The 14,484-nt window shown below is 46.0% G+C and carries 9 protein-coding genes and 1 tRNA gene; 2 read left to right on the top strand and 8 right to left on the bottom strand.

Annotated elements, in window-relative coordinates:
- Window positions 1-88 precede the first annotated feature (88 nt).
- Window positions 89-1,876 (bottom strand): ShlB/FhaC/HecB family hemolysin secretion/activation protein, encoded by a 1,788-nt coding sequence (locus FD974_RS03215; RefSeq protein WP_215365740.1) that lies wholly within the window; start codon window positions 1,874-1,876, stop codon window positions 89-91.
- A 161-nt stretch (window positions 1,877-2,037) separates the two neighbouring features.
- On the opposite strand from FD974_RS03215, the gene nadA reads away from it, so the two are divergent.
- Together nadA and nadC are read left to right on the top strand one after the other, a co-directional pair.
- Window positions 2,038-3,165 (top strand): quinolinate synthase NadA, encoded by a 1,128-nt coding sequence (gene nadA, locus FD974_RS03210; RefSeq protein WP_215365739.1) that lies wholly within the window; start codon window positions 2,038-2,040, stop codon window positions 3,163-3,165.
- Between the two features lie 32 nt (window positions 3,166-3,197).
- Complete coding sequence (gene nadC, locus FD974_RS03205; RefSeq protein ID WP_215365736.1) at window positions 3,198-4,055, top strand: carboxylating nicotinate-nucleotide diphosphorylase; 858 nt, start codon at window positions 3,198-3,200, stop codon at window positions 4,053-4,055.
- A 7-nt stretch (window positions 4,056-4,062) separates the two neighbouring features.
- On the opposite strand, the gene nadB is transcribed toward nadC, so the two are convergent.
- From nadB to FD974_RS03170, 7 genes are all read right to left on the bottom strand, one after another.
- Window positions 4,063-5,724 carry an L-aspartate oxidase gene (nadB, locus tag FD974_RS03200; protein ID WP_215365734.1) on the bottom strand — a complete coding sequence of 554 codons (1,662 nt, stop codon included), beginning with the start codon at window positions 5,722-5,724 and terminating at the stop codon, window positions 4,063-4,065.
- 110 nt (window positions 5,725-5,834) lie between these two features.
- Window positions 5,835-8,726 carry a formate dehydrogenase subunit alpha gene (gene fdhF, locus FD974_RS03195; RefSeq protein WP_215365732.1) on the bottom strand — a complete coding sequence of 964 codons (2,892 nt, stop codon included), beginning with the start codon at window positions 8,724-8,726 and terminating at the stop codon, window positions 5,835-5,837.
- Between the two features lie 40 nt (window positions 8,727-8,766).
- Window positions 8,767-10,569 carry an NAD(P)H-dependent oxidoreductase subunit E gene (locus tag FD974_RS03190; protein WP_215365730.1) on the bottom strand — a complete coding sequence of 601 codons (1,803 nt, stop codon included), beginning with the start codon at window positions 10,567-10,569 and terminating at the stop codon, window positions 8,767-8,769.
- A gap of 203 nt (window positions 10,570-10,772) precedes the next feature.
- A complete protein-coding gene (locus FD974_RS03185) occupies window positions 10,773-10,997 on the bottom strand; it encodes a hypothetical protein (protein ID WP_215365727.1) in 225 nt (74 codons plus the stop codon).
- A gap of 9 nt (window positions 10,998-11,006) precedes the next feature.
- Window positions 11,007-13,418 (bottom strand): DUF748 domain-containing protein, encoded by a 2,412-nt coding sequence (locus FD974_RS03180; protein WP_215365725.1) that lies wholly within the window; start codon window positions 13,416-13,418, stop codon window positions 11,007-11,009.
- A gap of 153 nt (window positions 13,419-13,571) precedes the next feature.
- Window positions 13,572-14,144 carry a phasin family protein gene (locus FD974_RS03175; RefSeq protein WP_215365722.1) on the bottom strand — a complete coding sequence of 191 codons (573 nt, stop codon included), beginning with the start codon at window positions 14,142-14,144 and terminating at the stop codon, window positions 13,572-13,574.
- 233 nt (window positions 14,145-14,377) lie between these two features.
- Window positions 14,378-14,468, bottom strand: a tRNA-Ser gene (locus FD974_RS03170).
- Between the last annotated feature and the right edge of the window lie 16 nt (window positions 14,469-14,484).

Below are 14,484 nucleotides of genomic sequence, written 5' to 3'. Positions count from 1 at the left end.
GGTGTTTTTTCTGAATTAGCCCAAGGGTGAATACTCGGAAAAGCTTGAAGTAAAAGGGCTTTTTAGAGCCTTTTTTGGATCGTCAGAATTAAAAGTTATAACTCGCTGAAATCCACCCTCTTGGTTGGGTGGTTGTGCCATCGGTATTAACAGGCTGACCCGTGTAGCTATAGAGTGGATTTTGCCCCACCTTCCATGCAACAGATGCATTGATATTCCAACCCTCATACCCCCACTGTAAACCAACACCAGCACCCATGAGTGAGTAAGTATTATTCGCATTAGTTGCGCCCTGCCAATCTGGATAGAGGTTCTTGTATTGCTGCACAACACCCACGTCAAAGAATGATGAGATCATCAATTTCTCTTTCAGTTGATGACGTAATTCCACTGTAAATATTCCACCTTGAGAGCCGCCAGATTGTGCAACTGGATATGCACGAACTCCATATGGTCCACCCAAATAAAACTGCTCAGCAGAGTTTAGATTTGTCGATGCAAATTGACCAGAAATTGCGCTGTATAGAGTGGTGCTTCCATCTTCAACAATTTGCTGATTTCGGTTCGCAGAAAATGTCATTTTTGCAAAGTTTGATGGTGTAATGTATTGATATGTTGCCGGATCAGAATCTGGCACGTAATACATGCTGTAATAAGCCTGACTCGTTGAAGAAATATCGAGGTGTCCGAGCACTAAAGTTACTGATCCTGAATTGATAGCTCCATAACCTAAACTATCAATAAAATTTCCGGATAAACCAGCAGATAGATTATTAATGTTGTATGCACTGGTAACAGTATTGGTCGCCATATTTCTGTTGGTATAACTTTTGATGTCGTAATTGACTGTTCCGTTCAAATTGGCACCTTGACTTCGCACCAAGGGGTAGGCTGCACTTAGCCCCGTTGTCCATGCATCACCAGTGCCACCGTTATAGGTGTAATTACTCACGTTTTTGTAGTTTAGGAAGGTCCCAGCAATACCTAATCTCAAACCACTGGGTGAGACCGGCAAAGAATAGGCTCCCTGAATGTACTGCGATCCCTCTGAAGCGATGCCATTAACTGATACTGAATCCCCATATCCCATTGGATTATTCAAAGTCAGGGCGAATACCCCCTGATTGGCTCCAGTAGTTCTACTACCGTAGTTATTTGCTTCAACACGGCCCTGAAGCATGCTTGGCTGAGTCAGTTGTAATCGAACATCTACCTCGCCATCATTTTGACCTTGCTCCAATTGACTGGAAACCATAACCCCTGGAGTTTCGTTGAGTATCACTATGGCATGCTCAAGATGATGCATATTCAATGGCTGACCAGGCACATTAGCATAAGTAATGTAGGCGGCTGCACGCTCCTTAGTAAAGCGAGTCTCGCCTTGAGGGGTATCGACAGTGACCTTGCCCAGCTTTGCTTCAGTAATGATAATTTTTACCTTACCATCAGCAATCTTTTGCGGTGGCAGGATAGCTTGAACGGTATAACCTCTTTTTTGATAAAGACTCTGAATGGCATCACACGCACTCTGTAGATCATTAAAGGTAACCGGTCTACCAACCCAGGCTTTCAGCAAATCCTGAATTTCTTTTTCAGGGAGAAGCTTGACACCCTCCAGCTGAAATTGACGCACTGTAAAACGGACCTCACCCTCTTTGGTCTCCCCCGAAGGCCCCGTCGCATTGCGCTCTGGTTCTGGAAGAGCCAAGGGAGACGGCAATGGGAGCTGTCTCTCTAAACCCTGTTGCAAGGCGCCGGCATCGATGGGTGGCGGGGCACTAACTTGAGAAACTGCATTTGATGTATAAATCACGCTTGAAATTGCCAAAATCAAGGATGATATTTTTAAAGGGTGAAGATTAGTTGCTGAACTCACAGGAAATTTCCAGATAGAAGCATTGCCTTAAAAGGGAATGCCATTCAAAATATCTTGTAAATTTAATGGTTTACAGTACATTTTCCCATTAGCTCTAGAGTGAATACCGCCTCACCTTTGCGTCACCCTAAGAGGTATAAATAAGAAGGCTAAAATTGCGCATGACCTTTAACGCTAGCGCCCCGATTGCTTTTGACTACCCACAGCAAAATGCTGCTGGACTCACCTGTACTGCACAGGCGTGGGCCAAAACACCTCCTCCGCTGCATGGAAGTGAAAAAACCTTGGTTATTGAACGCATTAAACAACTTCTACTTGAAAAAGATGCTGCCTTAGTGGCCCACTACTATGTAGATGGGGATATTCAAGATCTTGCGCTAGAGACTGGTGGCTTTGTGTCTGACTCATTAGAAATGGCGCGCTTTGGCAAAAACCACTCTGCTAAAAACCTGATTGTTGCCGGTGTGCGTTTTATGGGAGAGACTGCAAAGATTCTCAGTCCTGAAAAAAGAGTCTTTATGCCCGATCTTGAGGCAACTTGCTCTTTAGACTTAGGTTGTAATGCCGCTGACTTTGCTGCATTTAGAGCCATGCACCCAGATCGCACAGTAGTGGTCTATGCCAATACGAGCGCTGCAGTAAAAGCCCAAGCAGATTGGATGGTGACGAGTTCTTGTGCGCTAGCAATCGTGCATCAACTCAATCTTGAAGGTAAAAAAATTCTGTGGGCACCAGATCGTCATTTGGGTCGCTACATTCAAGAACAAACTGGCGCAGATATGCTGCTTTGGAATGGCGCCTGCATTGTTCATGATGAATTTAAAGCCGTTGAGTTAGAAATGCTCATGGCCGCCCACCCTGATGCCATGGTGTTAGTGCACCCTGAGTCTCCCCAAGGGGTAGTGGATTTAGCAGACGTTGTTGGCTCTACTTCTGCCATGATTAAAGCGGTCGTTGAAGGTAAAGCCTCTGAATATATTATCGCTACCGATAAAGGCATTTTGCATCGCATTGCCCAGCTTGCCCCCAATAAAACATTGATTGAAGCGCCTACCGCTGGAGATAGCGCCACCTGTAAGAGTTGTGCGCATTGCCCTTGGATGGCGATGAATGGTCTACAAGGAATTTTGGATTGTCTTGAAAATGCCTCTGGCGAAATCTTCATCGATGAACCTGTTCGCACCAAAGCACTGGGCTGTATTGAACGCATGCTTGATTTCACCCAAAACCATCCGGAGTTATTAGCGAAAGCCCAGCATGGTTTCATCAAGCACATCGGTGCTGCTTAATTTTTTGCCCCCATTTGGATTAACCATTTTGCATGTTTGAATACAACGAAACCTTAGAGCAAGCGCGAGCACGCAACATTCATGATGCTCTCATGGAGGACATTGGCACGTGTGATTGGACGGCGCAATTAGTGCCTAGTAAGCCAGTACATGCGCAACTCATTGTTCGTCAAGAGGCAGTTCTTTGTGGGGTAGATTGGTTTGAAGGCACGCTGCTTCAGTTAGATCCAAAAGCGACAGTCACTTGGCATTACCGTGAGGGCGAGCTCATGAAAGCAAACACTACGGTTTGCGATATTTCGGCAGACTCTCGCGCCCTGCTCTCGGCAGAGCGTCCTTGCATCAATTTCTTGCAAACACTCTCTTGGACGGCAACAATTGCTCGTCAACATGTTGATGCTATAGCTGGTGTGAGCCCAAACCCAAAGGGCTGTGCCGTTCTAGATACGCGTAAGACCATTCCCGGTTTACGTCGCGCACAGAAATATGCCGTGCTAGTAGGTGGCGGACAAAATCAACGCCTTGCTCTTTGGCATGGCATCCTCATTAAAGAGAATCATATCGCTGCCGCTGGCGGTGTTGCTGCTGCCATTAAAGCTGCACAAGACCTTAACTCGGGAGTAGATATTCAGGTAGAGGTTGAAAGCCTTGCTGAATTAGAGGAAGCCTTAAATGCTGGCGCAAAAAGCATCTTGATTGATAACTTCACTACCGAACAGATGAAGGAAGCAGTTGTCTTTACCAAGGGCCGCGCCCTACTTGAGGCATCTGGCGGTATCAATCTAGATCAGATGCGTGCCATTGCTGCGACTGGAGTTGATCGCATCTCCTTAGGCAAGCTGACGAAAGATATTCAGGCGGTGGATTTCTCAATGAGAATATCCGCCTAAGGCACCCTTAGGTATCAGGGCCTTCAGAATTACCTTCAGCCTGAGGCGTCAGAATAGTCGGATAAGAAACAGCCCAGGTACCAGGGTAATCACGGCTGTAATGCAAGCCCCTGCTCTCTCTGCGCATCAGTGCTGATCTCACAATCAACTCTGCACATTCCAATAGATTGCGTAGCTCAATGAGGTCGCGCGTCACTTTAAAGTTGGCGTAATACTCTTGCACTTCGTATCGCAGTAATTTAATTCTATGTAATGCACGCTCTAGTCGACGATTAGTTCTCACAATGCCCACATAGTTCCACATGAGTGAGCGTAACTCATCCCAGTTATGGGCAATAACCACCTGCTCATCAGCATCTTCAACCTGACTTTCATCCCATAGCGGTAATTTAGGCATGACAATATCTTTCTGCGCGGAAATGTCTTCCGCAGCAGCCTTACCAATCACTACGCACTCCAACAAGGAATTACTTGCCAATCGGTTGGCGCCGTGAAGGCCGGTATAGGTAGCCTCACCAACGGCATATAAGCCTGGCAAGTCCGTTCTACCCTTGAGATCGGTAACAACGCCCCCACAGGTGTAATGCGCTGCAGGCACTACAGGTATCGGCTCTTTAGTGATGTCCAAACCAAGACTCTTGCAACGCGCGTAAATCATGGGGAAATGCTCTTGAATGAATGCTTCACCCAAATGAGTGGCATCGAGATGGACATAATCTAATCCATGCTTTTTCATCTCAAAGTCAATTGCTCTAGCGACTATATCGCGCGGCGCTAATTCATTGCGCTCATCATGCTCAGGCATAAAGCGAGTGCCATTGGGTAATTTGAGCAAACCACCCTCACCACGCATAGCCTCGGTAATTAAGAAGGTTCTATCACTCGGGTGATAAAGGCATGTTGGATGAAACTGAATAAATTCCATATTGCCAACACGGCAACCTGCGCGCCATGCCATGGCAATACCATCACCAGTAGCAGTGTCAGGATTACTCGTATATCGGTATACCTTACCCACTCCACCAGTTGCCAATACAACGGATTTGGCCTCAATGGTTTCTACGCGATTGTTATTAATATCGAGTGCATACACCCCGTAACAACGGTTAGGTTTAGAGCGCTGAGTTTTTGCATCCAGGTGTCGATTAGTAATCAGATCGAGTGCAATCCAGTGCTCTAGCAACTGAATATTGGGATGTGATCGCGCTTTGTCGAGCAACACCTCATGAATCGCCTTACCAGTAGCATCCGCTACGTGAGCAATACGGCGCTGACTATGACCGCCTTCGCGTGTCAAATGCAAACCCATAGGTCCAGCTTCATCAGCAGTAAAAGGAACGCCCTGTTCCACCAGCCAACGAATTGCTTCAGCGCTTTCTTCAGCGATATAACGGGCTGTTGCTTCAACCACCAAACCTGCACCAGCATCTAAGGTGTCAGCTACATGAGCATCGATACTATCCAACTCTTTATCCACGACCCCCACAATCCCGCCCTGCGCCCAAGCGGTAGCAGCCTCACCAAGACCTCGCTTAGCCATCACAATGACGGGCTGAGTTTTGGCCATATGCAGGGCCACAGTTAAGCCCGCTAGCCCGGCACCGATAATCAGTACAGGGAGTTCTGCCTTTGCATCAGCTGAAGGTATAGAGGGTTTAGAACTTGCCATGGAGTCTTCATTCTAAAGGGCAAATGCTGTTAGGGTAATTTTAGAGTCACATAGGAACAAAACCCCTATAACAGGGGCTTTGTTAGAACAGCACTTTCAGAGAAAGCTTATCAGTTTGCCGCCGCCTTTTGCCTTTGCGGATCATTCGTGCCATAGCCCATGACCGCAGCGGCTTGACCACCTTTAGCCAACTTCACGGCACAGTACTTAAACTCCGGAATCTTGCCGACAGGATCTAAGGCTGAGTTGGTGATGAGGTTAGCAGCAGCCTCATAGTACGCAAAAGGAATAAAGATCACACCACGTGGTGTCCCATCATCCCTGCGGACATGAATGCCCACTTCACCACGACGGGATTGAACAGTAATGACATCTCCTGCAGAAACACCTAACTGCGTCATATCTTCACCATTCATGGAAACAGTAGCCATCGGCTCAATTGCATCCAAAATGGTTGCACGACGCGTCATACTGCCAGTATGCCAATGTTCTAACTGACGACCTGTAATCAACACAAATGGGTACTGTGCATCGGGGCGCTCATTCGCGGGAATAATATCGGCAGGTACTAACTTGACTTTTCCGTCTGGAGTAGCAAAGCAGTCATCAAATACGATTGGACGACCTGGATCTTCAGCAGATAAGCATGGGTAAGTCACGCTGGATTCTTTTTCGAGACGCTCCCAAGTAATACCATTAATTGCTGCATGCATTGCTTGACGCATCTCGTCATAAACTGCTGCAACGCCATGATCTGGCCCTTGGTAATTCCAGTTAAGCCCCATATGCTTAGCAATTTGCTGAATGATCCACAAATCAGGCTTAGCATCCCCAGGAGGGTTAATTGCCTTCTTGCCCATCTGCACCATACGGTCAGTATTGCTTGCAGTACCCACTTTCTCTGGCCATGCGCTTGCAGGCAACACCACATCCGCTAACAATGCTGTCTCAGTCATAAAGATGTCCTGTACAACCAAGAGATCTAATGAGGCCAAAGCATGGCGAGCATGATTCAAATCGGGATCACTCATCGCAGGGTTCTCGCCCTCAACATACATGCCACGAATCTTGTCGGGGTCACTATCTGGTGCGGTGATCTTATGCATGATCTCTACTACGGTATAACCCGGCTTCTTATCTAATGGGGTATCCCAGAACTTCTCAAACCACGCATGCGCCTCTGGATTATCGACACGCTGGTAGTTCGGGAACATCATCGGAATCAATCCTGCATCACTAGCACCCTGTACGTTGTTCTGCCCGCGTAATGGATGCAAACCAGAACCCGGCTTACCAATTTGACCGGTGATGCTGACCAAAGCAATTAAGCAACGGGCATTATCAGTACCGTGAACGTGCTGACTTACACCCATGCCCCACAGAATCATTGCGGACTTCGTAGTGGCGAACTCGCGCGCTACTTCGCGTAAAGTCTCCGCAGGAATACCACAGATTGGTGCCATTGCTTCTGGACTATATCCCTTGATATTTTCTTTAAGGGCTTCAAAGTTATTCGCACGATTGGCAATAAATTCTTTATCAGCAAGACCTTCTTCAATGACCGTATAGATCATGGCATTGAGCATCGCCACATCCGTATCTGGCTTGAACTGCATCGTACGCCAAGCATGTTTAGCAATATCGGTCATGCGAGGATCGCACAACACAATTTTCGCGCCCCGCTTAGCGGCGTTCTTAAACCAAGTGGCTGCTACTGGATGATTGGCTGTTGGATTTGATCCAATTAACAAAATCAAACTGGAGTGCTCTACATCATTCACTTGATTACTTACTGCGCCTGATCCAACGCCCTCTAATAGCGCAGCAACAGATGATGCGTGGCACAGACGTGTGCAATGGTCTACATTATTGCTACCAAAACCAGTGCGTACCAGTTTTTGGAACAAATAAGCCTCTTCATTACTACCCTTGGCAGAACCAAAACCTGCCAGCACTTTATTGCCGTATTGATCCTTCAGTTTCTTCAGACCACCACCAGCAACTTCAAGCGCCTCTTCCCACGTTGCCTCACGGAAAATGTCAGACCAATCTTGCTTACCTTCAAGCAAAGCTTCATCTTTAGGTACGCCTGCTTTACGAATGAGTGGCTTAGTCAGGCGCTGTGGATTATGAATGTAATCCATACCAAAACGACCCTTAACGCACAGTCGATTGTGATTAGCGGGGCCGTTACGACCTTCAACACTCACAATCTTCTCGTCTTTGACGTTGTAAGTAATTTGGCAACCTACTCCACAGAACGGACACACAGAATCCACTTTGCGATCGACTGTTTGTGAGCCAATGAGCCCTTTAGGCATCAATGCGCCAGTGGGACATGCTTGCACGCACTCACCACAAGCTACGCAAGTGCTCTCTCCCATTGGATCATTAAGATCAAAAACAATTTCACTATGGGCGCCACGCATGGCATAGCCAATCACATCATTGACCTGCTCTTCACGACAAGCACGCACACAACGATTGCATTGAATACAGGCATCCAAATTAACTGCCATCGCTGGATGCGAGATATCGCTCGCCACTTTTTCACGGCGCAATGCCTTTAACTCTGGACGAACAGTCACATCCATGCGCGAAGCCCAAGTGCTGAGCTCCCCATGTTGGTTTTTAAGCTCTTCTTCTTTGCTATCGCCTACCCATTTAAATCCTTCATCAGGCATATCGGAAAGCAACATTTCGAGAACCAATTTCTGACTTTTTAGAGCGCGCTGACTATTGGCTTTCACTTCCATACCAGGCGTAGCACTTCTGCAGCAACTCGGCGCTAAGGTGCGTTCACCGTTAATTTCCACTACGCAAGCACGGCAATTTCCATCAGGGCGATAACCATCCTTAAAGCAAAGGTGAGGAATATCAATACCGTGCCGTTTAGCGGCCTTCAGAATCGTCTCCCCTTCATAGGAAATAATGGTTTGCCCATCAAGTTTGAACTCAACGGTTTGCAACTCAAGTTCTTTTGGATTTACTGGTGCGTTCATTTTTGTCTCGTCTTGCTCTTAGCTAATTTTGGCTTGTTGATTAAGCAATTTCTTGTGGGAAGTATTTTGCGATACAACGAATAGGATTGGGCGCTGCTTGGCCTAGACCGCAGATAGAGGCATCAACCATTACCGTGGCTAAATCCTCAAGCGTCTCTTTGTCCCATGATTTTGATTGCATCAATTGGGCTGCTTTGCTAGTTCCTACGCGACATGGCGTGCATTGGCCACAACTCTCATGCTCAAAGAAATGCATCACATTCAAAGCCATATCTCGCGCTTTATCCTGATGACCAAATACCATCACGGCTGCAGAACCAATGAAGCAGCCGTATGGTTGCAAGGTATCAAAGTCCAGTGGAATGTCATTCATGGTTGCCGGCAAAATGCCACCGGAGGCACCCCCCGGTAAGTAGCCATAGAACTGATGGCCATCTTGCATACCACCGCAATACTCATCGATCAATTCTTGAATCGTAATACCCGCTGGCGCTAATTTAACGCCTGGATTTTTAACGCGCCCACTAACGCTATAACTACGCAGACCTTTACGATCATGTCGGCCAAAAGAACTAAACCACTCTGGACCACGCGCAACAATATCGCGCACCCAATAGAGCGTTTCAAAATTGTGCTCAAGAGTTGGTCGTCCAAATAATCCCACTTGGGCAATATAGGGAGGACGCATCCGTGGCTCACCACGCTTACCCTCAATACTTTCAATCATGGCGGACTCTTCACCACAAATATAAGCCCCGGCTCCACGACGCAATTCGATCAATGGTAATTTAAATGGCGGATTGGCTTGAAGCTTAGCTAGCTCTACCTCTAATAACTCACGACAACCATGGTATTCATCGCGCAGGTAGATGTAACAAGCATCAATCCCCACCACATTGGCTGCTATCAATAAGCCTTCCAAGAAACGATGGGGGTCACGCTCTAAATATGTCCGGTCTTTAAATGTACCCGGCTCGCCTTCGTCAATATTTACCGCCATTAATTTTGGCGCCACTTGATCTTTGACAATGCGCCACTTGCGCCCTGCTGGGAAGCCTGCACCACCTAAACCGCGCAAACCTGAATTTTCCATTGCCTTAATGATGCTTTCGGCATCACGCTTACCTTCTGCAATTTCTTTTGCTAGAGCATAACCGCCCTGAGCACAATAAGATTCATAGCCCACATATTCCGGTGAGACTGGCTGATTGTTACCTTGAGGAGAAACTCCTTTTTCTGCTAATGCCGCAGGATCAAATACTGCACTGTCGACTGCCATTGGATGAGTTGTTAAATTATTTTTGACTGCAGCTGCAACCTTGTCAGTAGTAGCAAATAACACAGGGTATTGGTGCACTACTGCGACAGGAGCTTGCTCACAGCGACCCACACAGGGCGCTGCAATGACCTTGACATTGGGAATTCCTAAAATTGCTGGAAGCTTTTCAAGCAAACCCTGGGCGCCTGCTAACTCACAAGCGACGCCATCACAAACACGGACAGTAATATCAGCGACTGGATCATTACCACGCACTACTTCGAAATGATGATAGAAAGTAGCAACCTCATACACCTCAGCCATCGGCAAATTCATTTCTTTTGCTAAGGCTACTAAATGGCGGTCATGCAAAGCACGATACTCATCATTCAGTTTGTGCAAATTTTCAATTAATAAATCACGACGGTGTGGGGCTGCACCAATTAATGCACGCACCTCTGCTAGAGAAGCATCATCAGCTTGACGCCCTTTAAGCTTACTTTTACGCCGAATGGTTTCCCTTAAATCATCTGCGGTTGCAACTGCAACTGCCTGGATCTCATCTGAGGGCTTTGGGTGATTCATAGTATGTAGTCTCTAAATTTTTAGTCACAATCATGACTGCTGTTTTTATATACAAAATCTATTTTGAGAATGCCAGAAATAAGGCAATTGTGTTTTTGCTAGTTATAGGCAATTCCCAAAATCTCGATCGATTTTGGGTTATTTCTACCCCCAAGTCCTTGACGGCGCTCAAGGGAATCTACATAAGGGTAAACCCTAGTATTTTAGAGAAGGGATGGGGACGGCTTATCGCCTGGAGGTAAGGAGTAGTCTAGCTTGCGCTCATAGACCCTAGCCTTGAAGCAATCTTCGTAGCCCTTTGTACCAATTTGCCAGCCAATTGAAGTGCAGTCATCCTGGGCTGCAGACTCAATACTCCCACAGCCAGTAAGGCCAAGGACTACTGTCAATATGAGGAATAAAGAAGAGCGCAATTTAGATAAATTCATCCCTCAAGTCTACTTGATTCTGACTTCAACTTCGAGAGGCGCCCCTTCTTTTGGTGCATTAGCAACTTTCACCTCAGTCAGACGAATGCGCTCTTTAAGGCCTGGATTATTTTTGGTCATGATTTCCAATGCCAATTTTGCACGCTGGTTAGCCAGTACTTTGAGTTCACTTTCTGTGATGAGCATGCTAGCTATGAGTTCAGTGCGCAATTGCTCATTGCGGGCCGCATCATCTGGCAAAGTTAAAAGACGCTGGGCCAATTTAATTCTTCCAACCGATTGAGCATAAGCCGATTTCAAGCCCTCCCGGATACGGGGATCCGTAAAGTCAGGATTTGGTACCGATTCATTGGGCAACAAGGTAATGCCCGCCGCTTTCAGAATGGCTGCATCAGCATTGGCTCGAGCCAATGCCGGCTGATCTTGGCCTGGATCATAGGTTGCTGTGAGATCCAAAGTTGCATGAGGCTTCTTATCCAAAAACCCACCAAATTTTTCTAGGCGATCTTGATCGGCGGGTAAATACACCGCTTGACCAAAAACGGCATAAATACCCTCATCACTACCCATACCCAATAAAGCTCCAAGAGCCCTAAACGGTGCGGTGGCTACATTCGTTAAGACATTGGAGATTGCCTGCCACACTAAACCACTCGCACTAAATTCAGGGGCATCCACGTTGCCAGCAATATTGATGGTGACATCAATGGTGTCATCAGAATCTTCTAGCAAGGCAATTGCTAAACCCAGCGGCAGTTTCTTGCCTTGAAAATCTGGCACTTCATCACCGAGCTCCACCTTCTTAATCACAATCTGATTACTACCCTTTAACTCCCCATCCTTTGCTTGGTAATGCAAATTGAGATTGAGTCGCCCACCAGTAATTTGATGGCCAGCAAATGTCATTGCTGCCGGATTAAAGGCATTTAGGGGAAGATCTTTAAAATTCAAAGTTAAATCGTTGTTACGACGGGGGTCATCGAAAGAAGCTTGCCCTTTTGCCCGCATGGAGCCCGATTTAGCAACCACACCATCAATATCAATACTGGAAGATTTTCCAGGAGCATTGCTGACACCGCGTAAAGTAGCATTAAACCTTCGAATATCCACATGAAATTGTGGACGCATTGCTAAATCCGCAAAAAGCACTTCTCCATCGCGAAGCTTTATTGTCTTCATATCCATCTGAAACCGGGCTGGCGATGAAGATGGTAACTCCTCTTGATCCCCTGCTTGCGTAACTTCAGAGTTAGCTGCCTTTGAAAATAGTCTTCTGAAATTTGAGAAACCCTTCTCATCAATTTCAAAACGGAGCACAGGCTGACTCACGACCAACTCTTCCACACCAAGTTTGGAGCCTAAGGCCTTAGAGTGACTGAAGGTGAGCTGATTCACATCTGCAGCTCTCCAAGTTAAAAGAGCTTGCTGTTGTCCAGCCTCCCAAACGTCAAGATCATTGAGGTGTAAATCTCCAGCGATCGAAAACGCATCACCCTTGATTTCAATTACCGACTCAGACTGAACGGAGCCACTTTTGGCCCGCAATTCATGATTTGCTGGCAACAATGGAATGAATGGCTCAAGCGCAAGATTTTCAATCCGAATTTTTCCAGAGATAGATTTGTCGGCACGCAAGTCCCAATGCGTAAAGATACGACCATCATCTAACTCAAAATCAACCTGCGCCCCCAGGGACTCAGCGCCTGAATTATCTAAAGCACCCTTGACTGCCACTTGCTTAAAACTGATTCTCTTATTTAAGCCTGGCAATCTAAATTGAATCGCTCCTAAGTTCAGTCCGTATTGCCCAACCACACCATTAACCTCGCCCGACTTGTCGTAGTTAGCGACATTAGCAAACTGAATTGAAAATGACTTTAATTCTTCTTGGATTTTTGAACCCACATCCGATAGAGATAATGAAGCGTTACGGATAATGAACTTCTGTACCGAGACTTTGAGTGGATTGGTTTGTTTTTCTGGTTGCGGTGGCGGCAGAGATTGATTCACACTTGCTATGAATGCTTGCCAGTTCCATTGACTCTCACTACTTTTGGCTATGGGCTTAACCAGATAAAGCTTTGGCTCCTCAAGTAAGATCTCCGCAAAACCGAGCTCACCCAATACCAACTGCGACCAATTCAGCATAAGGACTGCACTACCCAACTCCAACAGTTTGGCTTTATTGTTATCAGCTAAAACAAGGCCATTGATTTCTAAACGCAAGCGGAGTGGTGATATGCGTAAATCTTGATAAGCAATGTGATAGCCGATTTTTTTACCATAGGACTGAACTTCATTTTGAATCAATCCAGGAAGAAATATATGGATAGCCGCCCATAGCGACAATATGAGCGCAGATATCAGCCCCACCAATGAAATCATCCAAAGCTTGAGTGACGCAGATTTAAAAAACGGCATATTACGGATCACTTGGTTCTTAATATTTATTTTTGGCTGAAATAGTAATGCTAAGAAAACTAGGTCATTTCATTTTAATTGCCAGGAGACTTTGCTACCCCCAAAAAGAAAAAACCACCCGAAGGTGGTTTTTCATGAAGCGTTTAAGACTAATTAAGCAGCTTTGCGGCTTTTAGCTGCTGGCTTAGCAACAGCGTATTGACCTTGCATATTTGCAAATGCTGTATCAAAACTCTTTTCAAAGTTTGCAAATGCGTCAGTTGCAGAAGCGCGAACTTGATCAAACTGTTGGAGTGAAGTTTCAAATGCAGTTTTGAATGCAGAAACAAATGCCTCAGATCCAGCAGGAGCAGTTTTAGTAGCTTCTTTAACAAACTTAACCAAGTCATCACGTGCGTCATCGATTGAAGCATCAACAACTTGAGCAACTTCTTTGTTGCTGTTACGAACTACTTTGCTTACTTTAGCTTGATAAGCAGCTGCATACTTAGCAGCTTCTTGAGCAGCTTCAGGCTGAGCCAATTTAGCCAATTGCTGAGCGTCTTTGATTGCTAACAATTGAGCGCTAGCGTCTTGAGCAACAACTAAAGCATCTTTAGCAGCAGCTTGGTTGATTTCAGCTAATTCTTTAGCGCTTTCAACAGCTACTTGAGCCAAATGTTTTGCTGTTTCTACAGCTTTAGCTTGTGCAGTTGCCAATTGGTCGTTTAATTGAGTTTGAAACATGATGAATTCCTTATATTTAGGTGAATAAAAATTTATTGCGATGCACCATTCTAAGAAGAATTTTGTTGCAATGCAAGAAATATTTGCGGCAACGCAACAAATATTTACTTAATCAATTTTATTTATATAAATCAATGCGTTACAAAGTATAAGTAGCTTAAAAACAGGGTGGAAAGTACCCAATAGCTAAATTTAGACAATAAAAAACCACCCGAAGGTGGCTTTTCTACTACTGGCGGAAGGGGCGGGATTCGAACCCGCGGTAGGCTATAAACCTACGCACGCTTTCCAGGCGTGTGACTTAAACCGCTCATCCACCCTTCCGTACAGCCGACAATTA

The sequence above is a fragment of the Polynucleobacter sp. es-EL-1 genome (assembly GCF_018687975.1).
GTDB lineage: Bacteria > Pseudomonadota > Gammaproteobacteria > Burkholderiales > Burkholderiaceae > Polynucleobacter.
This window is presented reverse-complemented; position numbering and strand designations above follow the sequence as displayed.

Bases quoted from the DNA above. Each gene is read 5' to 3' on its own strand.
- FD974_RS03190 (WP_215365730.1), bottom strand. From the start codon at position 10,569: ATGAATCACCCAAAGCCCTCAGATGAGATCCAGGCAGTTGCAGTTGCA.
- fdhF (WP_215365732.1), bottom strand. From the start codon at position 8,726: ATGAACGCACCAGTAAATCCAAAAGAACTTGAGTTGCAAACCGTTGAG.
- nadA (WP_215365739.1), top strand. From the start codon at position 2,038: ATGACCTTTAACGCTAGCGCCCCGATTGCTTTTGACTACCCACAGCAA.
- nadC (WP_215365736.1), top strand. From the start codon at position 3,198: ATGTTTGAATACAACGAAACCTTAGAGCAAGCGCGAGCACGCAACATT.
- FD974_RS03180 (WP_215365725.1), bottom strand. From the start codon at position 13,418: ATGCCGTTTTTTAAATCTGCGTCACTCAAGCTTTGGATGATTTCATTG.
- FD974_RS03175 (WP_215365722.1), bottom strand. From the start codon at position 14,144: ATGTTTCAAACTCAATTAAACGACCAATTGGCAACTGCACAAGCTAAA.
- nadB (WP_215365734.1), bottom strand. From the start codon at position 5,724: ATGGCAAGTTCTAAACCCTCTATACCTTCAGCTGATGCAAAGGCAGAA.
- FD974_RS03185 (WP_215365727.1), bottom strand. From the start codon at position 10,997: ATGAATTTATCTAAATTGCGCTCTTCTTTATTCCTCATATTGACAGTA.